Genomic DNA, 25,695 nt, shown 5'->3' with positions numbered 1-25,695 from the left:
TCCGCGAGGCGTTTGACGGTGCACGCGTGCTTCGCGCCGTCGCCCAGCCGCGTGCCCCTAAGCAATGCCATACGGTGTTGCCGCAAGCATCCCCCGTAGAGGTTCAGGTGGAAGGGCGAACGATCATGCATCTGCATTCCGAGCCGGACCGCGTGGGTTTTCTCAACGAAAACCGGGTCAGCGCGGTATGGATGGAGATGCTCGGTGCTACCCGTACCGAGGACGGATGTCCGGCCACCGTCCGTCCCGGGGAAGTGGCCACCGACATCGCGGATCGCATGGCGTGTCTTGGTATCGGTGCCGGTGAGCTTCGGCGCGCCGATGCGCAGGTGCCGTCCACCCCGCAGGAGGTCGGCGATGTCAGCGAGATTCGTGGTCTCAGTCTTCCCGTGGATACGAGTGAGTTCACCACGGTCGAGGCGCTATCACTCCCATCGATCTACCTTCGCGAGCCGGGATTCGAGCCGGGCACGATGGCGGCGCTCGAATATGACCTCGGTTGGCGCGCGCTCGCCCCATCGTGGCGTTCGGTGATGCCGTCGGTCGATGAAGGCGTCTGGTCGTCCGATCCGAACACGGCCTTGTTCTGCGCAGTTGGACGCGCGGTCCTGCCGCATCTTGCGACGTACGAATCGGGGCAACTCATGGACGAGATCTGCGTGCGAATCGTGTCGTTTCACATGCACGCGGGTGGCTTGGTGGACTGTCTGGCCAACGTCACCCAATCCGTTGCGCGCCTGTCGGCCGATGGACAGCCGACATCGGTCGCCGCCATCGAGATTGCCGATTTCATGCGTGAGTGTGCAGGAACCGATTGGCGAGATTCGATCGTTGGACGGGAAGGGGAGGACGCGCTGACGCGTCGCCGGGAGGCATGTTCGGAAACCTCGACACCGGTGCCGACATCCACGTTGCCGGCAACGTCCCCGGACGATCGCGTGTTGCCCGATGAGGAGAATACGTTGCGGCGTCGTGAGCGTTCGACGTCGCTATGAAAAAAGCCGCAGCCCCTGACAAGGGCTGCGGCTTTATCTTGCGTTGATTGCGTGCCGACCGATCAGTCTTCGCGGCGCAGGTGCGGGAAGAGCAGCACGTCGCGAATGTTGGGGCTGTCGGTGAGCAACATGATCAGACGATCGATGCCGATGCCGCAACCGCCTGTCGGGGGCATGCCGTATTCGAGCGCGCGAATGTAGTCGGCGTCGTAATACATGGCTTCTTCGTCGCCAGCATCCTTCTGATCGACTTGCGCACGGAAACGTGCGGCCTGGTCTTCCGGATCGTTCAGCTCCGAGAAGCCGTTGGCGATCTCGCGGCCCGTGATGAACAACTCGAAACGCTCGGTAATGCCCGGCAGCGTGTCCGATGCACGTGCCAGCGGCGAGACCTCTACCGGGTAGTCGACGATGAACGTCGGTTCCCAGAGCTGGCTCTCCGCCGTTTCTTCGAACAGCGCCAGTTGCAGTGCGCCGAGACCGGCGTTCTTGAACTGCGGTGCATCGGTCTTCACGCCGTACTTGGCCAGCGCGCCGCGCACGAAGTCGATATCCGCGAGTTGCGCTTCGGTGTACTCCGGCGCGTACTTCAGGATGGCTTCGACGATCGTCAGGCGATGGAACGGCTTGGCCAGATCCAGTTCGCGACCCTGATACTCAATGGTTGCCGTGCCGCGTGCGTCGACAGCCGCGCGACGGATCAGGGCTTCCGTGAAGTCCATCAGCCAACGGTAGTCCGTATAGGCAGCGTAGAACTCCATCATCGTGAATTCCGGATTGTGACGCGGCGACACGCCTTCATTACGGAAGTTACGGTTGATTTCGAATACGCGCTCGAAGCCGCCGACGATCAGACGCTTCAGATAAAGCTCGGGGGCGATACGCAGATACATCTGCATGTCGAGCGCATTGTGGTGCGTGATGAACGGCTTGGCTGCCGCGCCGCCCGGAATCGGGTGCAGCATCGGCGTCTCGACTTCCATGAAGTCAGCGTTCGTCATGTACTGGCGGATCGAGGCGATGGCCTTCGCACGTGCGCGGAACGTGTTGCGGGTTTCCGGCGACGTGATGAGATCGACGTAGCGCTGACGATACTTCGTTTCCTGATCGGCCAGACCGTGGAACTTGTCCGGCAGCGGGCGCAGCGCCTTGGCGAGCAGGCGCAGTTCCTTCACCTTGACCGACAGTTCGCCGGTACGCGTGCGGAACAGCGTGCCGGTCGCGGCGATGATGTCACCGATGTCCCAGCCCTTGAACGCCGTCATCGAATCGGCGCCAACGTCGTCGCGACCGATGAAGAACTGAATCTGACCGCTGCCGTCCTGCACGGTGGCGAAAGCGGCCTTGCCCATCACGCGTTTGAGCATCATGCGACCAGCCACCGACACGGCGATGGGTTCGGCTTCAAGCGCTTCGTTATCGACGTCCTGATAGCGCGCCTGGAGATCGCCGGCATGCTGTTCGGGGCGGAAGTCGTTCGGGAACGCCACGCCGCCCGCGCGAATCGCCGTCAACTTCTCGCGACGCTCGGCGATGAGCTTGTTGTCGTCCTGCGGCAGGTCGTTGGCCTGATTGGCCGAATCGGCCGGGATGTTTTGATCGGTCATGATGCGAACGATGAAGTTATTCGGTAAAACGCAGCGTGTGGAGCAGGGCATTCTTGAGCGAGCCGTCGGGCGCACCCAGCCAGATCAGTTCCGTGCGGTCCTGATGCGGGCTGGCATTGGCCGCTGCACTGGGGTCTCGCACAAACAACGCCGCGATGGCCTGCGAGCGCGGTTCGTACAGGATATGGACGTACTCGCTCGGGCAATCGTGCGGCTTGCAACTCTGCACCAGCAGCCAGGGCTTGCCTGCGACGCTCACGCGTTGCGATGGCGTCGAGGTGCCACCCTGACGCACCCAAGCGGGCACATTGCGCGGTGCAACGATGCGTGCGTAAGCGCCCGAAAAATCCGGGCGCTTGAGCAGTTCATGCAGGTACGGTCCCGTCTCGGGACTTGCACCCGGTGCACCCGGCGAACTGGCCGGGGCAGCAACGGCGGCGCGCTGCAAGCACAGCGCACTCACCACCCACACGGCTAGCGTGCGGACAAACGCCATTCCTTACACTCCCTGCTTGAGACTCGCGGAGATGAAGTCGTCCAGATCGCCATCGAGCACCTTGCCGGTGTTGCCGGTTTCGACGCTGGTGCGCAGGTCCTTGACGCGCGACTGGTCGAGCACGTACGAGCGAATCTGGTGACCCCAGCCCACATCCGTCTTGCTCGACTCGAGCTTGTCCTGCTCGGCACGACGCTTGCGCATCTCGTGTTCGAACAGACGCGAACGCAGCATGTCCCACGCTTCGGCGCGGTTACGGTGCTGGGAGCGGTCGTTCTGGCAGGCCACGACGATGCCCGTCGGGATGTGCGTCAGACGCACGGCGGAGTCGGTCTTGTTGATGTGCTGACCGCCCGCACCCGAGGCGCGGTAGGTATCGGTACGCACGTCGGCCGGATTGATTTCGATATCGATCGAATCATCGACTTCCGGGTACACGAACAGGCTGGCGAACGACGTGTGACGGCCACCCGACGAATCGAACGGCGACTTGCGCACGAGACGGTGCACACCGGTTTCGGTACGCAGATAACCGTAGGCGTAGTCGCCCGTGACCTTGAGCGAGGCGCTCTTGATGCCGGCGACGTCGCCGTCCGAGACTTCGAGGACTTCGGCCTTGAAGCCTTTGCGCTCGCAATAGCGCAGATACTGGCGCAGCAACATGCCGGCCCAGTCGTTGGCCTCGGTGCCGCCGGCGCCGGCCTGAATGTCGATGAAGCAGTTGTTCGGGTCGGCCGGGTTGTTGAACATCCGGCGGAACTCCATGTCACCCACGCGGGCTTCGAGTCCCTTCGTGTCGCCTTCAAGCGCCATGAGCGAGTCTTCGTCACCTTCCTCGCGAGCCATGTCGAACAGCTCCTGCGTGTCGGAGAGGCCGGCGTCGAGTTCGGTCAGATTGGTGACCACGCTGTCGAGCGCCTTCTTCTCCTTGCCCAGTGCCTGAGCACGCTTGGAGTCGTTCCAGATGTTGGGATCTTCGAGTTCTTTGTTGACTTCCGTCAGGCGAGCTTGCTTGACATCGAAGTCAAAGATACCCCCTGAGCTCGCCCACGCGAGTGCGAAGGTCGGCGAGCAGGGATTCGAGGGCGTTGAGGCGTTCGGCTTCCATGAGCTATGACAGTTGCGAATTCGGGAAAACCGCAATTATAGCGCAGCGAAGCCCCTGTTTCCCTGACTTTTCGGGGGCTTTTGACGACTTTCGGACAGTGGCTTAACGCGACGTATGACGCAGACCGAACGCGTCGCGCGCGTAACCGACATCCGCGAGAGACGTATCGTCGAACGATGCGAGTGCTTCGGCTTGCAGTGTCTGCTCATAGTGCATGCGCCACTGATCGATGGCACGGAAGAACAGGCCGAGCGGCGTGACCGGCGCAGCAACGACCGGGGCGGAAGCGTTGAGGTTGGCAGCGGCGGACAGAGGGCGGTACATGGTGTGACTTCCTTCACAAGGTGCGACGCGAGGGCCGGAGGCGGAATGCTTGGGCGGGCATCGCATTAGGGATAACCCGAAGCTTATGCGTTTCGCGTGCACTAAAAAAGTGAATTGTTGAGGTGATTTTATTCACTATTATTGAAGTGATGGCGTCCGGCGCGTAACATTTCGCGGTTGGCCGTCGGTCTTGTTGCGGCAGGCCAAAAACACGATGTCGCGGTGGCGTCGTCGTGTGGCCTTGTCTTCACCCGATTTGCGCTGGATTTGCTCGCGATTTGCCTTGGAGCTCGTCATGGACTTTCTGCAACTTCAGACTTTTAAAGCCATCGTCGATGAGGGCAGCGTGCTGGGCGCGGCCGAGGCGCTGCACTGTGTCCAATCGAACGTGACGGCGCGCATCCGGTCGCTCGAGCACACGGTGGGCGTGAAGCTTTTCCACCGGCAGGGGCGGCGTCTGCAACTCACGCCGAGCGGGCGTACGCTGCTTGGCTACGCGGACCGGATTCTCGCGTTATCGCGTGAAGCGAGCGCGGCACTCAATCCCGCGAACGAACCGTCAGGGGATTTCTCTCTGGGCGCCATCGAATCGTCGGCCACGTCGCGGTTGCCCGCGGTGCTGGCGAGATTCCACGCGGCCTATCCGAAAGTACGTCTGAATCTGGTGACGGATACGTCGTTGAACCTGCTTGACGAAATCCAGCACGGACGCGTCGATGCCGCGCTGATCGCGGGCACCGCATGTCTCGAAGCGCAGGCGCAAATGTCGGTCGTCGCGGACGAGATCTACCGCGAACCGATCGTGCTGGTCGCCCCGGCGCGAGCAGGACGCGTGCATGAGGCTTCCGATCTGGCTGGCGCTACGCTGCTCATGTGGCCGCCGGGCTGTCCGTATCGCGGCACGATGGAGCAGTGGCTGGCGTCGAACGCGGTCACGCCGGGGCGCATTTTGAGTTACGGAAGCTACGCGACCATCGTCGCTTGCGTGGGCGCGGGCGTTGGCTATTCCCTCGTGCCTCGCGGCATCTATCTGCGGTACCGACAGGAGGCGAACATCGTGGGGCACGCGATGGAGGATCTGGCAGCGGTCCCCAACTTCTTCGTTCGGCACCGCGGCGTGGATGTACACCCTGCGCGAGAAGCGTTTCTACGGGTGATGCGTGAGTATGTTGCCGAGGCGCAACCCGCGTAGATATGTCGATGTGGGCCGAAGGGCCGCTTCTTACCGGACGGGATGTGCGGCGCCGCGAATGTCATGCCGAGACGAGGCGCGCGCTGCCTGAGACATCGAGCGCTCAATCGGCGAACTCGGCGAACTCGGCGGACGAACGCAAATCACGTCCGTCCGCTGTACTTCGTCAGCCTTGTGCGTGCTCGATGATCATCTGGACACGGGATACGCCGTTAAAGGTGTCCGCAGCGAGGCGATACGCGAATTGCGCGCGGCTGGGCAACGTATCGGCATGATTGAACCAGATGGCATTGAAGCGCATGCGACCGCGCCCGAGTTGCAGTTTCAGGTGCTTGTCTTTCAGGATGGCTTGCGAGAGCACCTCGAATTCGCCTGAAAACACCGGGGGTGGGAAACCTTGCCCCCACACTTGCGCGTCGAGCAGTGCGACGAACGGCGGCACGAAGCAATCGTCGCCGATGTCGCCATCAGTTTCGATCACGCGTGAGAGCGTTTTCTCGTCGAGCCATTCCTGCCCGACGGCTTCGAACGCGGCCTGAAAGCGCGGCAGCGCGTCGGCCGCAATCGTCAGGCCAGCGGCCATCGCGTGGCCACCGAACTTGCCGATCAGACCGGGTTCGCGTTTGGTCACCAGATCAAGGGCGTCGCGCAGATGAAAGCCGGGGATCGAGCGGCCGGAGCCTTTGATCTGGCCGTCGTCGCCGGGCGCGAACACGATGGTCGGGCGGTAAAACTTCTCTTTCAGCCGCGCGGCCACGATCCCGATCACGCCCTGATGCCACGTTTCGTTGAACGCGCACAGCGTGGTTGCCGCGCGTGGGTCGAAGCGAGCCAGATCCGCCAGCGCCTCCTGCTGCATGCCCGCTTCGATTTCGCGCCGTTCGCGGTTCATCGCGTCGAGCTCCTGCGCGAGTGTCCAGGCGCGGGCATCGTCATCCGTGAGCAGACATTCGATGCCAAGCGACATGTCGGCGAGACGCCCGGCTGCATTCAGGCGTGGGCCGAGGCCGAAACCCAGATCGAAACTGGCGGCCTGACGCGCATTGCGGGCGGCCGCACGGAAGAGGGCGTTGATGCCGGGGTGCATGCGTCCGGCGCGCATGCGCGAAAGACCTTGCGCCACCAGAATGCGGTTGTTGGCATCGAGTTTGACAACGTCCGCTACGGTCCCGAGTGCGACGAGATCAAGCAGTGTGTCGAGACGCGGTTGCTCGCGGGCGTCGAACGCACCACGACTACGCAACTCCGCGCGCAACGCCAGCAAAACGTAGAACATCACACCGACGCCGGCCAGATTCTTGCTCGGAAACTCGCAGCCCGGCTGGTTCGGGTTGACGATGCAGCGCGCGTTGGGAAGTTCATTGCCGGGCAAGTGATGGTCGGTGACGACGACCTCGATGCCGAGCATTTGTGCCGCGGCCACGCCGTCGAGGCTGGCAATACCGTTGTCGACCGTAATCAGAACGTCCGGTGGGCCCTGCTTGCCTCGTGCTGCCAGGGTGACGATTTCGGGCGTGAGTCCGTAGCCATACTCGAAGCGATTGGGCACCAGATACTCGACCTTCGCGCCGAACATGCGCAGGCCGCGTACGGCCACGGCGCAGGCTGTCGCGCCGTCGCAATCGTAGTCGGCCACGACGAGCATGCGCTTGCCGGCGTCGATAGCGTCCGCAAGAAAGACGGCCGCGTCTTGCGCTCCCTTCAGTTGCGTAGGCGGGATCAGGCGGGCGAGGGCCGTTTCCGTTTCGCTGCTCTCGCTCACGCCGCGAGACGCGAACAGGCGGGCAAGCACGGGATGCACCCCGTTGCTGGACAGCGCGTTTGCCGTCGCATCGTCGACATGGCGGGTGACGATGTCGGTCATGCCACTTCCTCGCCGAGTCGGGCCAGCGTTGCCATTCGGGCAGGAAGTGCCTGACGTCGCCAGAATTTGCGCAGATCGCCGCTGCGTGCGCGAATCGTCACGCTGTGGCTGTCGCCGCACAGCGTGAGCGCAACCTCACGCGCTTGCGAGCCAGTTACGCGAGCTAAGGCGGGCGCGAGCCACGTACGGTCGATCTCGACGAGGGCGTCTCGCCAGCGCGCCCAGTCTTCCATCAGGAAATGCGGGGTCAGCGTGTCGAGCTGCACCAGTGTGCGGCCGTCGGCGGCGTCGATTCCCGCAGATGTCGGATGCAACGCAATCTGCATATGGTTTGCCAGCCCGCACGTCGCCGGCGCGTCTGCCAGCACAGTCACGCACGGGCGATTCATGCGGGGCGCAGCAATGCGTTGACCGCCGCCATAGAGCCAGAGGGCGTTGACCGGCGGCAGGCGGCGCGCTTCACGGGATTGATTGGCCGGGTGGTCGTACCACGCCATCTGGACCTCGTTTTGCCACTTGCGCCAGGTCAGTTCGGCCTTGCCTTGCGGCAGCCAGATGTCGACGTTACGGCCGGCTGCACGTGCCGGCGAGGCGGTGAGCAGGTCGCCGAGCGCCGGCGCGCTCAGGTACCACCGATCGGGGCGTGGTGCGATCAAATCAGCGCCTTCTTCGGCGAACAGGGCGTGAGCTGTTGCGAAAAGGGCGGCAGAATCCTCTGAACTCAGTTCCAGTTCGGCCGGATCGGTCAGTACGAGATGATCGGTGGCAATGTGAATGTGCGCGGGTTGCGCGCAGTACCAGAACCGGGTGTCGAGCGAGCCGGAGTCCGCCAGCAGCATAAAAGGCGCCAGCGGCGCGCGCGCGGGGCCGCCGGGCAGCCCGAAGGCGTCGGCGAGCCAGCGCTCATGCGGCAGGGTGGGGACGAAAGGGTCTTCCGGCACGTCCTGCGCCGACTGAACGCCACGCGCGAGCAACTTTTCGAGCGCGGGCAACTCCAATTCGGCCAGCAGTGCGGGCAAATGGGCCGACGCGGGGAGCGCGAACGGCAAGAGAAAGTGCAGGGCAGGTGTATCCATGTCGAGGCGAATTGTATGGCAAACTTCGCGCTGGCAGTTGGGTGACCCTGACGTCAGGTACGGAACGTGCCGTCCAGCATACCGGGCAGGGGCCGGATGCGGGGCTTGAGCAACCGATCAGCGCCGGTGAAAGCTGGCGTCGGCGCGTTCCGATCGATCCTTATCAAGAATCAGGAATCCGTTTGAAATTCCCATACGAATGGCAGATCGGCTGGCGCTATACGCGCACCGGCAAGCGATCATCCGGCAACGGTTTCATTTCCTTCATTTCCTTCATCTCCATGGCCGGCATTGCGCTGGGCGTGGCGGCGCTCATCGTGGTGCTCTCGGTGATGAACGGCTTCCAGAAGGAAGTTCGGGACCGCATGCTTTCCGTGCTGGCGCACATCGAGGTCTTCGCGGTCGACGGCAATTTGCCGGACTGGCAGCGTACGGCCGCCGAGGCGTTGCAGAACAAGAACGTCATTGCTGCCGCACCGTACGTCGGTGAGCAGGCCATGCTCACGCGCGAGGACAACGTGCGCGGTGTCGTGCTGCGCGGCATCGTCCCGAGCGAAGAGGCCAAGGTTTCCGATCTCGGCAAACAGATCACCGACGGCACGCTCTCCAACCTCACCCCCGGCAGCTTCGGCATCGTGCTTGGGCGCGAACTGGCACGTGCGCTTGGGGTGAGCATCGGCGACAAGATCACGCTGGTGGCGCCGCAGGGGACTATCACCCCGGCGGGTGTGTTGCCGCGCGTGAAGCAGTTCACCGTGGTGGCCATCTTCACCGCCGGGCACTACGAGTACGACAGTTCGCTGGCGTTGATCGACCTGCATGACGCGGAGACGCTGTTCCGTCTGGATGGCCCAACGGGCGTGCGTCTGAAAATACAGGACATGGAACAGGCGCCGCTCGTCGCGCGCGAACTGGCCAAGACGCTGTCCGGCAATATGTGGGTGCGTGACTGGACGCAGCAGAACAAGAACTGGTTCGTGGCCGTGCAGACCGAAAAGCGCATGATGTTCATCATCCTGACGCTGATCATTGCGGTTGCGGCGTTCAACCTGGTGTCGTCGCTGGTGATGACGGTGACCGACAAGTATGCGGACATCGCCATCTTGCGTACATTGGGCGCGCAACCCGGCTCGATCATGAAGATATTCATCGTGCAGGGCGTGACCATCGGCTTTGCGGGCGCGTTGCTCGGCGTGGGGCTGGGCTGCCTGATCTCGGTGAACATCGGCACCATCGTGCCGTTCATCGAGCGCTTGCTGGGGATTCACTTCCTGCCGCAAGACATCTATTTCATTTCCGAATTGCCCTCGGATCTGCAATCGTCGGACGTGATTCGCATCGGGGTGATCTCCTTCATCCTGTCGGCACTGGCGACGATTTATCCGAGCTGGCGTGCCTCGCGCGTCAAACCGGCGGAGGCCCTGCGCTATGAGTAACGCGAATCAATCGATGGCGCCTGTGCCGAATCTGGCCTACGACGGCCCCGTGCTGCGTGCACGCGATCTGCACAAGACCTTTCGTCAAGGTCAGTTGAATGTGACGGTGCTCAACGGTGCGAGTCTGGATGTGGCGCCGGGTGAGAAGGTCGCCATCGTGGGGGCGTCGGGGTCGGGCAAGAGCACCTTGCTGCATGTGCTCGGCGGGCTCGACGATCCGTCGCGCGGCGAAGTGTCGTTGCTTGGCAAGCCGTTTTCGTCACTGCGCGAGCGCGACAAGACCGCGCAACGCAACCAGTCGCTGGGCTTCGTCTACCAGTTCCATCATCTGCTTGCCGAGTTCTCGGCGCTCGATAACGTGGCGATGCCGTTGCGTATTCGTCGGCTGCCGACCGAGCAGGCGCGGGTGGCGGCGCAGACGATGCTCGAACGTGTGGGCCTTGGCTCGCGCATGAAACATCGCCCGTCGGAGCTTTCCGGGGGCGAGCGTCAACGCGTGGCAATGGCGCGTGCGCTGGTAACGCAGCCAGCGTGCGTGTTGGCCGACGAACCGACCGGCAACCTCGACGGGCATACCGCAGAGACGGTATTTGAACTCATGCTGGAACTGTCGGAGACGCTCAAGACCAGCTTTGTGATCGTCACGCACGATATTGATCTGGCACGTCGTTGCGACCGCGCTTTGCGGTTGCGTGAAGGGGTGCTGGAGCTGGCCTGATCGTCGTCATGCGCTATTGCTGTCGATGACGCGACGCCGGGGACTTCCCCGGCGTTTTTTCATTTCAGGCGCAGTTGATCGGTTTTTCGGCAGCGTCCTAGACCCGGATGCGGTGTTGTCCGATGGTCATCACGGGTGCGACGTGCGAGCCTTGTCATCGACCCGTAGAATTGACGCTCAAGGACATCTGACCATGTGGATCGATACCCATTGCCATCTCGATGCGGCGGAATTTGACGCCGATCGCCCGACCGTAATTGCCGACACCGTTGCCGCTGGCGTGACGGGCCTTGTGGTGCCTGCCGTCGAATGCGCGACATTCGATGCTGCGCGTGCGTGGGCCCGTGCGATACCCGGCGGCGCTTACGCGCTCGGTATCCATCCGCTCTATACGCCTCGGGCACGGGATGAGGACATTGCGACGTTGCGTCGCGCAGTGGCGCGTGCGATGGGCGATCCACGATTTGTCGGTATTGGCGAGATTGGTCTGGATTTCTTCGTCAAGACGCTCGATCCGGACCGACAGCAATTCTTCTACGTCGAGCAACTGAAGATCGCCCGGGATTTCGATTTGCCGGTCATCCTCCACGTGCGCCGGTCGCAGGACACCTTGTTGAAGCAGTTGCGCATCTTTACGCCGCGAGGCGGTATCGCGCATGCGTTCAACGGCAGTCGTCAGCAGGCGGATATGTTCGTGGAGCGCGGATTCTGTCTGGGGTTCGGCGGACAGATGACGTTTGACAGGGCATTGCAGATTCGCCGGCTGGCCGTGGAAATGCCACTGTCGTCTCTCGTGCTGGAAACGGACGCTCCCGATATCGCGCCGGAATGGTGCTACAAACAACGCAACAGCCCCGTCGAGCTGCCGCGTATCGCGCAGGTGCTGGCCGAGTTGCGGAGCGTGTCTGCCGACGAACTTTCTCAAGCGACTTGTGCCAACGCCTGGCGCGTGTTGCCGCGTCTTGCCGGCGCAATGGCGATGACGCCCGGTGACGACGCTGGCGCCAAACTCTCCCTGATTTCCGAAGACTCCTCCGGGCAATCGCGCTGACGCTTCGGCGTCGCGCGGATGTGCAGACATGGCGCGGTGACGTCATGAGAGTTGTGCTGCTTGCCTGGGTTGTCGGCATCTGGTGGTTGCAGCAGGCACCGGAGTTGCCTGCTGGCCGAGGGTATGGATGGGTGGTGGGTATCGCCAGCGGTGTCTTCGTCGTGGCGGCGCTATGGGTGCTGAGGGGCGCCTGTATGGCGTCGGGGCGGAGGACTTGCGGCGATGGCGCGGACTGGGCGCGGAGTGGAGCCGAGGAGCGTACGGCGGCGTGGGCAGTAGACAAACGCGTACGGCGAGTGCATCGCGAAACGTTGCTGAACGGCGGCTGGGGGAGATGTGCGGCGATAGCAGGGCTCGCCGTTTGTGCCGGTGTCGGAGGGTATGCATGGGCGGCGTATCGAGCGGACGCACGACTCAGTGATCGTTTGCCCCCGGCGCTGGAAGGTCGGGACGTGACGGTGACCGGTGTCGTCGCCGGGCTGCCGACGTCTACCGGCGACGGCGTGCGATTCGCATTCCACGTCGACGGGGCGTTTATCCCGGGCGCGAGCGACGAGTTCGTCCACGTGCCAAGGTCCATCGAACTGGTTTGGCCGGGGAATGCGCCATTCGCGGGGAAGTCGGGGCGACAGGGGCGGTGGCAGTCTGCTGCGACTCGTTTCGGTGAATCGGATGAACGCGGCGAGGGAAGTGGGGGTAGCACCATTGTCGCTGCGCGATCGGGCGAGCGGGGTATCGCCTTAGGGGCGGACATGCCTCGGGCTGGGGAGCGCTGGCGTCTGCCCGTTCGCCTCAAGGCGCCAAGAGGCGTCGCCAATTGGCACGGCTTCGACGCCGAATTGCTCGCGTTTGTGAAAGGGATTCGCGCCTCGGGATATGTGCGCGCAGCATATGGCGGGGCGGCGGCATCGTGGGAGCGACGTCCTCGCAGATTGCAGGCCGGGCCGATGACGGGGTATGGCTTCGCCGCCTGGCGTGAGCGCTTGCGAGACGATTTTCGGGCTGCGCTCGGTGAGTCGGGGCGGTACGGCGGTGTGTTGATGGCCTTGGCCCTCGGCGAGCGAGGCGATATTGCGGACGCGGACTGGCAAGTGTTTGCCGATACCGGCGTGAGCCATTTGCTGGCGATCTCCGGCTTGCACGTTTCACTTGTGACCGGGGTCGTCGCTGCGCTCGTGGGCATGCTCTGGCGTCGGGCGTGCTTCCGGCGCTTCAGTCTGCCGCTGTGGTGGCCAGCACCGAAGGCGGCGGCCGTCGCCGGCTTGTTTGTTGCGGTGGCCTACGGCGCTGTGGCGGGATGGGGTGTTCCGGTCCGGCGTGCCGTCGGGATGGTGGCGATCCTCGTTGTCGCGCTGCTCAGCGGGAGGTTCGCTGCACCATCCTATGTGCTGGCATGGGCGCTGGCCGTTGTCGTCGCGCTGGACCCATGGGCAGTCGTTACCCCCGGTCTGTGGCTCTCATTTGGCGCCGTGGCGGCGCTGGTGTTGGCAAGCCGCCATCGCGAAGCGCCGGCTGGTGAGGTCGCGCGTAGCGAAGCCGGCGAAAGCGCGGACGGTGCTGTGCGCACGGCCCTGACCGACGGGGCGGGCGATAGCTTGGGGGTGCAGGGCGGTCAGGGCATGCCGTCGAGCGGTGTCCGACGTTGGAGAGGCGCGCTGGGCGTTCGTCTGGCGCAAGCCACGCGCGCTCAGTATGCCGTCACGATCGGCCTCGTACCGCTGACATTGGCGTGGTTCGGCGCGGTGCCGTTGCTCGGTCCGTTGGCGAACGCTGTCGCCATTCCGATCATGACGCTGGTCGTGACGCCGCTCGCACTGCTGAGTTTGTTGTTGCCCGTTGGGCTTGCGCATTGGACGTTGGCCGTCGCTCATACGGTCGTCGGCTGGCTTGCGGCGTGGCTCGGCACGCTTGCGGCGGTACCATGGGCCGTATGGCGGGCGCCGGTGTCGCCCCTGTGGGCGCAAGTCGCTGCGGTTGTCGGCGTGATGCTTTGCCTCATGCCGCTTGCGCCTCAGTCTTGGCCGACGCGGTTTCGGTGGTTTCGGCGGTTTGGCGCGCGCATCGCCGGATTTGCGCTCATGGGGCCGGCGGTGTTGGCTTCGCCGGCGCGACCTGCCGAAGGGGAGTTTCGCGTCACGATGCTCGACATCGGTCAGGGCAACGCCGTGGTGGTGGAAACGGTGACACGCACGCTGCTCTTCGACACAGGGCCGCCGGTGGGACGGCGCAGCGATAGTGGTCGCCGCGTGATCGTGCCCTATTTGCGGGCGACGGGCGTCAAGCGACTCGACCGGATGGTCGTCAGCCATGCGCACGATGATCACTTTGGTGGCGCGTTGAGCGTGTTGCGTGCATTTCCGGCGACGCAGGTGTTTTCCTCGTTGCCTGCGGGGCACAAGGTGCGTGGGGCGGCGCAGGTGCATCGGACCTGCCTGGCCGGACAGCATTGGACGTGGGATGGCGTTACGTTCCGGTTTCTGCACCCGGATCCGTCGGCATTGCGCGAGGGATGGCGCGGTAAACACGATAAAGGCGGTTCGCAGCGTGGCCCGAACAGCGTCAGTTGCGTGTTGCGTGTCTCGAACCAGCGGCACAGCGCATTGCTTGCTGCCGATGCGGAGGCGCCGCAAGAGCGGGCGATGTTATTGCGCAGCGGGGCCGCGCTGGTATCGACAGTGCGCTCGGATATCTTGCTGGCGCCACATCATGGCAGTTCGACGTCGTCGACGCCCGCATTTGTGGCGGCTGTGTCGCCACGGCACGTGGCGTTTCAAACGGGCTATCGCAACAAGTTCGGTCACCCGAAGGCGCCAGTGGTGGAGCGCTACCGTGCGATCGGAGCGCGCCTCTGGCAAAGCGTGGTGCATGGTGGGGTCCGCTTTTCCACCGCCCCTGACGGGATCGAAGTGCAAGCCTACCGTGAGCAATACCGGCGCTACTGGCATGCGGTGCTTCCGGAAACGTCCTGAAAACGACAGGGTGACTTGGGTGGCCCCGTCGAAATGGCGGGCATAGTCACCGCCGATGTCCCGATGATTCGATGGAAACCTCTACCGGTACTCGACGAGCGGTTCGCTAGAATGGTCCGGTGAGTGTCATGCGCCCTGATCACCGGGCGTGACGCGAGCGCGCCAGGACAACGAATTCCATGACAAGAGACATCATCCATTTTTCGCACGGCAACGGCTTTCCCGCGGGCGTTTATCGCAAGATGCTCGGTGCGCTGGCCGACGAGTACGACGTGCGTGCCATCGATCGCATCGGCCACGATCCGCGCTATCCCGTCACGCCGGGGTGGCGGTATCTGCGTAACGAACTGGTTGATACGCTGGTGCGTCAGTATCAGGGTGAGCCCGTCTGGCTCGTCGGACATTCGCTCGGTGGCTTCCTGAGTCTGATGGCGGCGCTCAAGGCGCCGCAGTGCGTGCGCGGTGTGGTGATGGTCGATTCGCCTATCGTCACGCCGGGCTGGCGCACGCAGATGCTTCGTCTGGGTATGCTCACGGGTCTGTATGAACGCCTGTCGCCCGCTGGCGTGACGAAGAAGCGTCGCGATCAATGGCCTGACTGGGAAAGCGCCTGGCAGCATTTCGCGAGCAAGCCGGCGTTCGCCAGTTGGGATCCGGACGTGCTGCGTGACTATATCGATTGCGGCACCTTGCCCACCGGGGAAGGTGACGCGCGGCGTCTGGCGTTCGCGCGAGAGATCGAATACCGCATCTATCTGACGCTGCCGCCGTCGCTTGCGGTGCGCGCCCTGCGTGGGGTTCCGGTGCCGGTCGGTTTTCTGGCGGGTACGGAGTCTCGCGAACTGCGTCAGGCGGGGATCGGCGCCACGCGCCGCATCGTCGGCACGCATCTGCGGTATGTGCCGGGGACGCACCTTTTCCCGATGGAGCGCCCGCTTGAGACCGCCTCGGCCATTCGCGACATGCTCGCGGAACTGAAAGGCGAACACCGGCGTTCGCTTGCGGCGTGATCGACGTACGGTAGATCGCGCCACATCACGCCATATCGGGCCAGAGCGCGCCGGTCGTGATGGGACGCCGCGCACGATGCCTGTCAAGACCAAAATTTGCCGCGCCGGACCTCGAGGGCGGGGCTGCTTTCGGGTATAATCCGGCTTTCCCGCGAGCAATTACTGCGATGACCAAATTCGTTTTTGTCACGGGCGGCGTGGTTTCCTCTCTTGGTAAGGGAATTGCTGCCGCATCTCTGGCCGCGATTCTCGAATCGCGTGGCCTCAAAGTCACCCTCCTCAAGCTTGATCCCTACATCAACGTCGATCCGGGCACAATGAGCCCGTTCCAGCACGGCGAGGTGTTTGTCACTGAGGACGGTGCGGAAACCGACCTGGATCTGGGTCACTACGAGCGCTTCATCAGCGCGAAGATGCGTCGTGCGAACAACTTCACGACGGGCCAGATCTACGAGTCGGTGATCCGCAAGGAGCGCCGTGGCGAGTATCTCGGCAAGACCGTTCAGGTCATTCCGCACATCACCAATGAAATTCAGGCCTTCGTCGAGCGCGGTGCGCGTTCGACGTGGGACGGTCATCCCGACGTCGCCATTGTCGAAATTGGCGGTACCGTCGGCGACATCGAGTCGCTGCCGTTCCTTGAAGCCGCACGTCAGATGAATCTGCGCCTGGGCCGCAACAGCGTGGCCTTCGTGCATCTGACGCTCGTGCCGTACATCGCGACGGCCGGCGAACTCAAGACCAAGCCGACGCAACACAGCGTGCAGAAGCTGCGCGAGATCGGTATCTCGCCGGACGTGCTGCTGTGCCGCGCCGATCGTCAGATCCCGGAAGACGAATGCGCGAAGATTTCGCTGTTCGCGAACATTCCGCAGGACGCCGTGATCTCGGTGTGGGACGTCGACACGATCTACAAGATTCCGCAAATGCTGCACGATCAGGGCATGGACCGGATCATCTGCGAAGAACTGAAGATCGAAGCCAAGCCGGCCGACTTGTCCATGTGGACGCGTCTGGTGCACGCCGTCGAGAATCCGAAGCACGATGTCACGATCGGTATGGTCGGCAAGTATGTCGATCTGACCGAGTCGTACAAGTCGCTCATCGAAGCGCTGCGTCACGCTGCGATCCACACGGAAACGCGCGTGAATATCGAGTACATCGATTCCGAGCAGATCGAGAAGGACGGCACCGATGCGCTCAAGCATCTGGACGCCATCCTCGTGCCGGGCGGTTTCGGCCGTCGCGGCACCGAAGGCAAGATCAAGGCGATTCGTTACGCCCGCGAAAACCGTGTGCCGTACCTGGGCATCTGCCTCGGTATGCAACTGGCCGTGATCGAATTCGCGCGCGACGTTGCCAATCTGGCCGAAGCGAACAGCACGGAATTCGAGCCGTCGACGCCGCATCCGGTGGTCGCCCTTATCACTGAGTGGCAAGACCGTGACGGCAAGGTCGAACAACGTACGGAAGATTCGGATCTGGGCGGCACGATGCGCCTTGGTTCGCAACGTGTGCCGATCAAGACCGAAACGCTGGCTTCGCGCATTTATGGCGATACGGTGAACGAACGTCACCGCCATCGTTACGAAGTCAACAATCACTACGTGCCGCAGCTCGAAGCCGCTGGTCTGGTGATCTCGGCGCGTACGCCGACCGAGAACCTGCCGGAGATGATGGAGTTGCCGCAGCAGGTGCACCCGTGGTTCGTGGGCGTTCAGTTCCACCCCGAGTTCACCTCGACGCCGCGCGACGGCCATCCGCTCTTCAAGGCATACGTTGAAGCGGCGCTGGCAGGTCAGCAAGCGCGCAAGAAGGCCGCCTGAGACGCGCAGCGAGCGAGAGACAAGGAGTTCCCATGAAACTGTGCGGTTTCGATGTTGGTCTGGACAAGCCGTTTTTCCTGATTGCGGGTACCTGCGTCGTCGAATCGGAGCAAATGACGATCGACGTCGCGGGGCAGCTCAAGGAAATCACGAGCGCGCTCGGCATTCCGTTCATCTACAAGTCGTCGTTCGACAAGGCGAATCGTAGTTCGGGCAAGTCGTATCGCGGCCCCGGCCGTGAGCAGGGCCTGAAGATCCTCGAGGAAGTGCGTCGCCAGCTCGGCGTGCCGGTCCTCACGGACGTGCATACCGAAGAAGACGTGGCGGTTGCCGCGCCCATCGTCGATGTGCTCCAGACGCCGGCTTTCCTGTGCCGTCAGACCGATTTCATTCGTGCCTGCGCCCAGTCGGGCAAGCCGGTGAACATCAAGAAGGGGCAGTTTCTCGCACCGCACGACATGATCAATGTCATCGACAAGGCCCGCGACGCTGCGCGCGAAGCCGGTCTGCCCGATGACGTGTTCATGGCTTGTGAGCGGGGCGTTTCGTTCGGCTACAACAATCTGGTCTCGGACATGCGCTCGCTGGCGATCATGCGCGAGACCGGTGCGCCGGTCGTGTTCGACGCCACGCACTCGGTGCAGTTGCCCGGCGGGCAGGGCACCAGCTCGGGCGGTCAGCGCGAGTTCGTGCCGGTGCTCTCGCGTGCCGCTGTGGCCGTGGGCGTGTCGGGCCTGTTCATGGAGACGCACCCGGATCCGGCCTGCGCACTCTCGGACGGTCCCAACGCTGTGCCGCTCGGCCGCATGCGCGAGCTGCTCACCACGCTCAAGACCATTGATGCAGCGGTGAAGCAGGGGCAGTTCCTGGAAAATAATTTCAACTGAAATGAGACACACCGTCCTGGGGCCACTATTTGCACGCCCACAGGACGGGTATAGCGGTCAGACGCCTTGGCAGCATGGCGTCGAGTCGTTAAGCTTGTCGCGCAGCGGTCGCGAGCGACCGCCGCAAGGGCGAGTCCCCGAGGAGATGCCCGCGTGCCGCACGCCGAGCGCACCGTCGACATCGATGTCATCCCGCAGGCCGCCGTGCCTCATTTCGAGGCGCCGTTGTTCCCCCGTCTACGTACTGTCCAGCCGGTGCGCGCGCACGACGCGCAGCATCGCGACCCACGTCAGGATGCGGCGCGCTGCCGATTCACGTTCAGCGCCCGGCGTGGTAGCGGCAGGTGATCGGCAGGATCGCGGCGCGAAGCAGGTTCCCTTTAGCGTTTTTGTCTTATAGATACCGAGGAATACATGAGTGCAATCGTAGATATCATCGGGCGCGAAGTGCTGGACTCGCGCGGCAATCCGACGGTCGAGTGCGACGTGCTGCTGGAGTCGGGCGTGATGGGCCGCGCGGCAGTGCCGTCGGGCGCGTCGACCGGTTCGCGTGAAGCGATCGAACTGCGTGACGGCGACAAGTCGCGTTACCTCGGCAAGGGTGTGCAAAAGGCTGTCGAGCACATCAATACCGAAATTTCGGAAGCGATCATGGGCCTGGATGCTGCCGAACAGGCCTTCCTGGACAAGACCCTCATCGAACTCGACGGCACCGACAACAAGTCGCGCCTCGGCGCCAACGCCATGCTGGCTGTCTCGATGGCCGTTGCCAAGGCTGCTGCCGAAGAAGCCGGCCTGCCGCTGTATCGCTACTTCGGCGGTTCGGGCGCCATGCAAATGCCGGTGCCGATGATGAACATCGTCAACGGCGGCGCACACGCCAACAACAGCCTGGACATCCAGGAATTCATGGTGATGCCGGTCGGTCAGTCGAGCTTCCGTGAAGCGCTGCGCTGCGGCACCGAAATCTTCCACGCACTCAAGTCGCTGATCGCCGAGAAGGGCTGGAGCACGGCCGTGGGCGACGAAGGCGGTTTCGCACCGAACTTCGAGTCGAACGAACAGTGCCTCTCGACCATTCAGGAAGCTGTCGAAAAGGCCGGCTACCGCCTGGGCGACGACGTGCTGCTCGCACTGGATTGCGCGTCGACCGAGTTCTACAAGAACGGCAAGTACGAACTGGCCGGTGAAGGCCTGTCGCTGAGCTCGGAAGAGTTCGCCGACTACCTCGCCAACCTGTGCGACAAGTTCCCGATCGTCTCGATCGAAGACGGTATGTCGGAAGACGACTGGGCCGGCTGGAAAATCCTGACGGACAAGCTGGGCAAGAAGGTGCAACTGGTCGGCGACGACTTGTTCGTCACCAACACGAAGATCCTGAAGCAAGGTATCGAGCAAGGCGTGGCCAACTCGATCCTCATCAAGATCAACCAGATCGGTACCCTGACCGAGACGTTCGCCGCCATCGAAATGGCCAAGCGCGCCGGCTACACGGCCGTGGTCTCGCACCGTTCGGGCGAAACCGAAGACTCGACGATCGCCGATATCGCTGTGGGCACCAACGCCGGTCAGATCAAGACCGGTTCGCTCTCGCGTAGCGACCGTATCGCCAAGTACAACCAGCTGCTTCGTATCGAAGAAGATCTCGGCGATATCGCTTCGTATCCGGGCAAGGAAACGTTCTACAATCTGCGCTAATTCCGTTTCCCCGGGAAGTTGATCCGCGACTCAGGTCGCGGCCCGCTTCCCGGAATTCTTGCCAGGCGAAAGCATGCGAATGGTGACCTTGGTACTGGTGCTGCTCTTGGTAGTCATCCAGTATCCGCTCTGGTTCGGCCACGGTGGCTGGTTGTACGTGCACGAACTGCGCGACGAATTGAGCGCCGAACAGCAGAAGAACGAGCAGTTGAAAGAACGTAACGATCGTCTGGCCGGCGAAGTGCAGGACTTGCAGGACGGCACGGCAGCGATCGAAGAGCGCGCTCGTTTCGAACTGGGGATGGTCAAGGACGGCGAATTGTTCGTGCAATTCGTCGGCGCAGACGGTGCAAGTGCGCCGCAGGGCGCGTCCGGTGCCGATGCGCCGCTAGTGTCCTCGACCGAACCGGCGCACAAGACCGTCGCGTCTGCACCGCCACCGCCGCCGTCGCAAACGAAGAGCAAGGCGCAGTCGGCTCACAAGGCGCAGCACCACTGATCGTCGTTGACTGTTGTTCGAGACGGTCCGCTATCGCGGGTGATCCGTTCCCGATGTCATGCAGGACAAGAATGGCGTGCCTTCCCAGAGGGCAATCGCCCGCCATTCAGCCAGAACGAAAATGCCGCTTCGATGTAAATCGATGCGGCATTTTTTATGGGGTGCCGGTGGCGCAGATCCGGGCGTGTGGGCGTCACAGGTCAGCCGTCTTGCCGTTCTTCGCTTGCGAAACAGCGCCGTCACGTCATGCGATCCCTCAGAAGCCGACGCTCACGCCGACAGACGAGCGAGGGCCGCCGTACCAGCCGGGACCATACCATCCCGGGCCGTACCAACCCGGCCCGTACCAGCCGGGGCTTCCCCAGCCGCCATAGAAGTAGGCATTGCTGTTGTAGCTGCGAAGGGCGTCCTCGTACGCGCGTTGTGCACGCTCGCGCTCGATGGTGGTTTCCTGTTCGTCGTAGATGCGCTTGTTCAGACGCGTGAGATCCTGCTTTTGGGCATCGGTCATCGCGCCCGGTGTGGTGTTTTGCCCGTCCTGCGATTGCGGCAGGCGCGCGACCGGTGCGTCTGGCGGAGGCAATTGCAACTGAGCGCATCCGGCAGCGAGCGTTAGCGCGAAGACGCTGAACACGCCCGCCAGCGATCGCATTGGACGGCCCCACGCGGTGCTGCGTTGCACCGCCGATGACGCGTTATCCTGGCTCGGAAGCGCAATCGCCTGGACGGCGTGAGTCGTGGGGACGGCAGGATTGGCAGCAATTCGGGACATGGTGCGATAACCCGTAAAGCCCGTAGCAGGGCGGCAATGGCGTCAGGCCGTGGTAGCAGACGCGGCGCCGACGCGCAGCATCTCACCCGATGCCATCTGAGAGTCATCGGCGCGCCGGACGTTCCGTGCGCCGATGATTTCCCGGTGATCCGATATCAATGCTGGCCTGCCGGTGCAGCGTGCGGTTGTTCGGTAAAGAGTTGCGCCGCATCGACCTTGTCGAAGTGATACGTCTGGCGGCAGAACTCGCACGCCACTTCCACGTTCGGACGCTCGTCGAATACGCTCATGACTTCCGCTTCGCCCAGCGTGCGCAGCATATTGGCGACGCGTTCTCGCGAGCAAGTGCAGCGAAACGCCGTCGGCAGCGGGTCGAAGACGCGCACCGTTTCTTCCCAGAACAGGCGATGCAGCATCGTTTCACGGTCGGTGCTCAGCATTTCGTCGCGCTTGAGCGTGTTGGCCAGTTGGCAAACGCGATTCCACGTGTCCTCATCTTCTTCGGGCGCGTGTTCGGCGCCGCTACCCGCCGTGCCGCCGTGGCCCGGCAGCTTTTGCAGCAGGATACCCACGGCGTGGTTGTCGTCCGAGGCCAGCCACAGGCGCGTGTCCAACTGCTCCGAATGGTGCATGTAGTGTTCGAGGACCGACGCCATGTCGGGCAGCGGACCATGCTCGTCCGAGAGCGGTACCACACCTTGATACGGCTGCTGACCCGGCTGCTTGACACGAGGATCGAGCGTGATGGCGAAGTGTGCACGGCCGTTGACGTTGAGAAGCGACTTGAGCGTGCCGTCCTCGGGGATCTCGCCGCTGTACTTGGCCGTGGCGCGCATGGTGAGGTCGGCGTTGCATTCGACGACGACCATGCTGACGGGGCCGTCACCCTTCAATTGCAGGATCAGCGCGCCATCGAACTTGACGTTGGCGGTGAGCAGCGCGGCGGCGGCCATCATTTCGCCGAGCAGATGGCGTACCGCCACTGGATAGTCGTGACGATCCAGCACGGCGCGCCAGGTGGCGTCGAGGCTGACGTACTCGCCGCGCACGGGGGCGGCGTCGAACATGAATTTCTGAAGTTGGTCGGACACGGTCGAATTCCTGAAAAATGCGGCAACGGCGGTCGGTGTGGCAGGCGATCCGGCAAGGCGGGAGGGCGCAAGACGTGCGGTGAGTCCGATTTGCACGTCGAGCGCACGAAAATCAGACGATTCGCTCGTCTTACACGCATTCCTGCGAGCCCGGCATGGCACACAAGCCGAAGTTAGGCGCGTCAATGCTGCAATATCTGGGGGCGCGCGCCGCATTTTCAACACACCGGCAGCGACGTTCCGCACGCCGGACGACTGGCGTGCAACGCTTGCCGGTCGTGCGTTCAGCCGATGCGCACCAGCTGTTCCTTGAATACCTGCCGGCGCGTTGCATACACGTCGGCGTTGCGCTTGAGGTTGGCGACTTCTTCGTCCGTCAGTTCGCGCACGACCTTGGCCGGCACGCCGAGGATCAGCGAGCGGTCCGGAAACGTCTTGCGTTCGGTCACCAGCGCACCTGCGCCCACGAGGCTGTCGCGGCCGATGACGGCGCCGTTGAGCAGCACCGCCTGAATGCCGATCAGCGAATTCTCGCCGACCGTGCAGCCGTGCAGCATGGCTTGATGGCCGATGCTCACCCCGTTGGCCAGCGTCAGCGGATAACCCGGGTCGGCATGCAGCACCGCGCCTTCCTGCACATTGGTGCCGGTGCCGACCTTGATCGGCTCGTTGTCGCCGCGAATCGCCACCCCCGGCCACACGCTGCTGTTCTCGGCGAGAACCACCTCGCCAATGATGGTGGCAGTGTCGGCCACGAAAGCACTCTCGTGGATCTGCGGGGTCTTGTCTCCAAGTTTATAGATCGGCATAGCGGCTTTGGTTCGCGGTTAAAATCGACGAAACCGCTATTGTAACGTCATGGTCGATTTCACTCCTACGCCCGGCGCCAAACCAGGCCTTCGCAGCATCGCCGTCGGCGAGCCTTCTCACGCATCCCCCGCCGACGTATCTGATGCCCGTGACGCATCCGACACGTCAACCGTCTTCCCGTCCTGTGCGCGGGCGCGCGCGCTCGAGTTGCTGCGCGTTTGCGATCCGTACGAGAAAGCCGCAGGCGTCACGACGCTTCGAGACGCTGTGCGTGGCGGCGGTGCATTCTGGTACCCGGCACGCCGGTTTTCACTGGCAGCCGACGGCGGGGCGGACGAGGGGATTCCGGGGCGTCCTGCGGCACCGGCGCTGGTATCTCCGCGCGAGTTGAAGCAGCGCGCCGTGACGACCGTAGAAGGGCGCGCCGCCTTGCTGCACGCGCTCGCGCACATCGAATTCAATGCGATCAATCTGGCACTCGACGCCTTGTGGCGTTTCGATGCGCTGCCCGCCCAGTACTACGACGACTGGCTTCAGGTCGCGGCGGAAGAGGCCTACCACTTCTCGCTACTGGCGGCGCATCTGAAGACGCTGGGCGACGCGTACGTCTACGGGTGTTTCCCCGCGCACGATGGTCTCTGGGACATGGCGCGTCGCACGTCCGGCGACTGGCTGGCCCGTCTCGCCCTCGTGCCGCGCACGCTGGAGGCTCGCGGGCTCGACGCCAGCCCGCCCATCAAGGCGAAGCTCTCCAGCGCGGGCGACAAGGCGGGAGCGGCCATTCTCGATATCATCTTGCGCGACGAAATCGGCCATGTCGCCATCGGCAATCGCTGGTACCGCTGGGGCTGCGAGCGCGCCGGATGCGAGCCCGTCGAGACCTATGCCCGGCTGGCGACCCAGTACGGTGCGCCACGTCTGAGAGGGCCGTTCAATCTCGAGGCGCGCCGTGCGGCGGGTTTCGACGACGCCGAACTGGCCGCGCTTCAGGCGGGGGAATGACGGTGGCCCAATCGGGCTGACACCGTCGGCTGGGCGTCGATGCTTCTGCGGCGCTTCTGTCGACGTGATGTTGTCGACGTAAGGACGTAGGGATGTATGGGGTGCGACGGCGAGCGGCGAGTCACCGCCGTCCTTGCAGGGGCACATCCGTTTTTGACGCGGCTACCGGGGTGTCGACAGCGACCGATATACTCGACATTCCTCAATCGTTCAGATCTTCATCGTCTGCCCGCATCATGATCGATTCCCGATCCGAGTTTCTGACGGTGCGCGGCCTGCGCCACCATGTCCGCCAGTGGGGCACGCCCGGCGCGCCGAAACTGTTTGCCCTCCATGGCTGGATGGATGTGTCGGCCTCGTTCCATTTCGTTGCGCAGACGCTCGCCCAACGCTGGCATGTGCTCGCGCCGGACTGGCGGGGCTTCGGCCTCACCGACTGGCCGGTCGCGGACGGGCGCGCAGGCAGCTACTGGTTCCCGGACTATCTCGCCGATCTCGACGCCTTGCTCGACGTCTACACCGAGCCCGGCGAAGCCATCAACCTGATCGGCCACAGCATGGGCGGCAACGCGGCGTGTCTGTACGCAGGCGTGCGGCCGGCGCGTGTGCGACGTCTCGTGAATCTGGAGGGCTTCGGCCTGCCACCTTCGGCGCCGACAGCGGCGATCCGTCAGCTCAGCCGCTGGCTCGACGACATTCAGACGGTGCCGACGCTGCGCCCCTATGCATCGCTCACCGACGTGGCGGCGCGTCTGCGCAAGACGAACCCGCGTCTCACGCCCGAGCGGGCGGAATGGCTGGCGCAGCGCTGGGCCCGTCAGGAGCGCGACGGGCAATGGCATTTACTTGCCGATGCCGCGCACAAGATCGCGAATCCCTATCCCTATCGGCTGGACGAAGCGATGGCGGTCTGGGGCAACGTAAGCGCCCCCGTCCTGAACGTCGAGGCCACGGATTCGGATGTGCTCCAGCATTTCGCCGGGGCGCAGGGTAAGGAGGTCTTCCGCGAGCGTTTCGAGGTCTTTCCGAATTTGACGCAAGCGTTCGTGGCCGATGCCGGTCATATGCTGCATCACGATCAGCCGGAAGCCGTCGCACGCCTCATCGAGGAGTTTTGCCGCGATTGATCGGCAAGTGCCGTGAAAGGCTGCGAAGCGTGGGGAGTGCAGCGCGCGTCAGTCGATTGCGAGGCGAGCCTCGGTGTGAGGAGGGGCCGTCAACGCAGGCAACTCGCGTCGCGTGCACTTGAGCGGTAGAATGAAGG

At 63.4% G+C, this 25,695-nt stretch carries 23 protein-coding genes; 14 read left to right on the top strand and 9 right to left on the bottom strand.

Features of this window, described 5'->3' with window-relative positions:
• Positions 1-125: 125 nt before the first annotated feature.
• Positions 126-995: a hypothetical protein gene (locus A9762_RS08885; protein WP_069341684.1), complete on the top strand. Its 870-nt coding sequence runs from the start codon at positions 126-128 to the stop codon at positions 993-995.
• Positions 996-1,057: 62 nt separating this feature from the next.
• On the opposite strand, the gene lysS is transcribed toward A9762_RS08885, so the two are convergent.
• The 4 genes from lysS to A9762_RS08870 form a co-directional block, all read right to left on the bottom strand.
• The gene (gene lysS / locus A9762_RS08880; RefSeq protein ID WP_069341683.1) at positions 1,058-2,602 is read right to left on the bottom strand and encodes a lysine--tRNA ligase; all 1,545 of its coding nucleotides are present in this window, start codon (positions 2,600-2,602) and stop codon (positions 1,058-1,060) included.
• Between the two features lie 16 nt (positions 2,603-2,618).
• The gene (locus A9762_RS08875; RefSeq protein WP_069341682.1) at positions 2,619-3,098 is read right to left on the bottom strand and encodes an Ivy family c-type lysozyme inhibitor; all 480 of its coding nucleotides are present in this window, start codon (positions 3,096-3,098) and stop codon (positions 2,619-2,621) included.
• 3 nt (positions 3,099-3,101) lie between these two features.
• Positions 3,102-4,206 (bottom strand): peptide chain release factor 2 gene (gene prfB / locus A9762_RS28065; RefSeq protein WP_206093563.1). Its coding sequence is split into 2 segments (ribosomal slippage): positions 3,102-4,133 and positions 4,135-4,206, totalling 1,104 coding nucleotides; the frame shifts between segments, so codons are not numbered across the junction.
• Between the two features lie 102 nt (positions 4,207-4,308).
• Positions 4,309-4,530: a hypothetical protein gene (locus tag A9762_RS08870; protein WP_069341681.1), complete on the bottom strand. Its 222-nt coding sequence runs from the start codon at positions 4,528-4,530 to the stop codon at positions 4,309-4,311.
• Positions 4,531-4,825: 295 nt separating this feature from the next.
• Between A9762_RS08870 and A9762_RS08865 the strand changes: the two genes are divergently transcribed.
• The gene (locus A9762_RS08865) at positions 4,826-5,722 is read left to right on the top strand and encodes a LysR family transcriptional regulator (protein WP_069341680.1); all 897 of its coding nucleotides are present in this window, start codon (positions 4,826-4,828) and stop codon (positions 5,720-5,722) included.
• A 166-nt stretch (positions 5,723-5,888) separates the two neighbouring features.
• Here the strand turns inward: A9762_RS08865 and recJ are convergent, their stop codons facing one another.
• Both recJ and A9762_RS08855 read right to left on the bottom strand, forming a co-directional pair.
• Entirely contained in the window at positions 5,889-7,586 is a 1,698-nt protein-coding gene (recJ, locus tag A9762_RS08860) for a single-stranded-DNA-specific exonuclease RecJ (RefSeq protein WP_069341679.1), read from the bottom strand.
• Positions 7,583-8,662, bottom strand: coding sequence for a hypothetical protein (locus tag A9762_RS08855; RefSeq protein WP_069341678.1), 1,080 nt, complete (start codon positions 8,660-8,662; stop codon positions 7,583-7,585). Before A9762_RS08855 ends, recJ begins: the two co-directional genes overlap by 4 nt.
• 182 nt (positions 8,663-8,844) lie before the next feature.
• Here A9762_RS08855 and A9762_RS08850 point away from each other — a divergent pair, with 182 nt between their 5' ends.
• The 10 genes from A9762_RS08850 (at position 8,845) to ftsB (ending at position 20,756) form a co-directional block, all read left to right on the top strand.
• Positions 8,845-10,098: a lipoprotein-releasing ABC transporter permease subunit gene (locus tag A9762_RS08850; RefSeq protein WP_069341677.1), complete on the top strand. Its 1,254-nt coding sequence runs from the start codon at positions 8,845-8,847 to the stop codon at positions 10,096-10,098.
• Positions 10,091-10,816, top strand: coding sequence for a lipoprotein-releasing ABC transporter ATP-binding protein LolD (gene lolD, locus A9762_RS08845; RefSeq protein ID WP_069341676.1), 726 nt, complete (start codon positions 10,091-10,093; stop codon positions 10,814-10,816). The genes A9762_RS08850 and lolD overlap by 8 nt, the downstream gene beginning before the upstream one ends.
• Positions 10,817-11,009: 193 nt before the next feature.
• Entirely contained in the window at positions 11,010-11,867 is an 858-nt protein-coding gene (locus A9762_RS08840) for a TatD family hydrolase (RefSeq protein WP_069341675.1), read from the top strand.
• A 44-nt stretch (positions 11,868-11,911) separates the two neighbouring features.
• Complete coding sequence (locus tag A9762_RS08835; RefSeq protein ID WP_083253769.1) at positions 11,912-14,836, top strand: ComEC/Rec2 family competence protein; 2,925 nt, start codon at positions 11,912-11,914, stop codon at positions 14,834-14,836.
• 179 nt (positions 14,837-15,015) lie between these two features.
• Positions 15,016-15,846 carry an alpha/beta fold hydrolase gene (locus A9762_RS08830; protein ID WP_069341673.1) on the top strand — a complete coding sequence of 277 codons (831 nt, stop codon included), beginning with the start codon at positions 15,016-15,018 and terminating at the stop codon, positions 15,844-15,846.
• Positions 15,847-16,013: 167 nt separating this feature from the next.
• Positions 16,014-17,672: a CTP synthase gene (locus A9762_RS08825; RefSeq protein ID WP_069341672.1), complete on the top strand. Its 1,659-nt coding sequence runs from the start codon at positions 16,014-16,016 to the stop codon at positions 17,670-17,672.
• 32 nt (positions 17,673-17,704) lie between these two features.
• Positions 17,705-18,559, top strand: a complete 855-nt coding sequence (gene kdsA / locus A9762_RS08820) for a 3-deoxy-8-phosphooctulonate synthase (protein WP_069341671.1) — start codon at positions 17,705-17,707, stop codon at positions 18,557-18,559.
• A 153-nt stretch (positions 18,560-18,712) separates the two neighbouring features.
• Positions 18,713-18,907 (top strand): hypothetical protein, encoded by a 195-nt coding sequence (locus A9762_RS08815; RefSeq protein ID WP_069341670.1) that lies wholly within the window; start codon positions 18,713-18,715, stop codon positions 18,905-18,907.
• A 66-nt stretch (positions 18,908-18,973) separates the two neighbouring features.
• Positions 18,974-20,257, top strand: a complete 1,284-nt coding sequence (gene eno, locus A9762_RS08810; RefSeq protein ID WP_069341669.1) for a phosphopyruvate hydratase — start codon at positions 18,974-18,976, stop codon at positions 20,255-20,257.
• A gap of 73 nt (positions 20,258-20,330) precedes the next feature.
• A complete protein-coding gene (gene ftsB, locus A9762_RS29405; protein WP_069341668.1) occupies positions 20,331-20,756 on the top strand; it encodes a cell division protein FtsB in 426 nt (141 codons plus the stop codon).
• Between the two features lie 256 nt (positions 20,757-21,012).
• Here the strand turns inward: ftsB and A9762_RS08800 are convergent, their stop codons facing one another.
• The 3 genes from A9762_RS08800 to A9762_RS08790 form a co-directional block, all read right to left on the bottom strand.
• Positions 21,013-21,528, bottom strand: coding sequence for a hypothetical protein (locus A9762_RS08800; RefSeq protein ID WP_139133141.1), 516 nt, complete (start codon positions 21,526-21,528; stop codon positions 21,013-21,015).
• Positions 21,529-21,683: 155 nt separating this feature from the next.
• The gene (hslO, locus tag A9762_RS08795; RefSeq protein WP_069341666.1) at positions 21,684-22,619 is read right to left on the bottom strand and encodes an Hsp33 family molecular chaperone HslO; all 936 of its coding nucleotides are present in this window, start codon (positions 22,617-22,619) and stop codon (positions 21,684-21,686) included.
• A 284-nt stretch (positions 22,620-22,903) separates the two neighbouring features.
• Positions 22,904-23,428 (bottom strand): gamma carbonic anhydrase family protein, encoded by a 525-nt coding sequence (locus tag A9762_RS08790; RefSeq protein WP_069341665.1) that lies wholly within the window; start codon positions 23,426-23,428, stop codon positions 22,904-22,906.
• A 49-nt stretch (positions 23,429-23,477) separates the two neighbouring features.
• Here A9762_RS08790 and A9762_RS08785 point away from each other — a divergent pair, with 49 nt between their 5' ends.
• Entirely contained in the window at positions 23,478-24,431 is a 954-nt protein-coding gene (locus A9762_RS08785) for a ferritin-like domain-containing protein (RefSeq protein WP_083253768.1), read from the top strand.
• Between the two features lie 236 nt (positions 24,432-24,667).
• Positions 24,668-25,558, top strand: a complete 891-nt coding sequence (locus A9762_RS08780) for an alpha/beta fold hydrolase (RefSeq protein WP_069341663.1) — start codon at positions 24,668-24,670, stop codon at positions 25,556-25,558.
• Positions 25,559-25,695: the final 137 nt, after the last annotated feature.

The organism is Pandoraea sp. ISTKB (genome assembly GCF_001721285.1).
In the GTDB taxonomy this organism is placed as follows: domain Bacteria; phylum Pseudomonadota; class Gammaproteobacteria; order Burkholderiales; family Burkholderiaceae; genus Pandoraea; species Pandoraea capi.
Note: the sequence above shows the minus strand (reverse complement) of the source record. Positions and strands in the feature narration are given on the sequence as shown.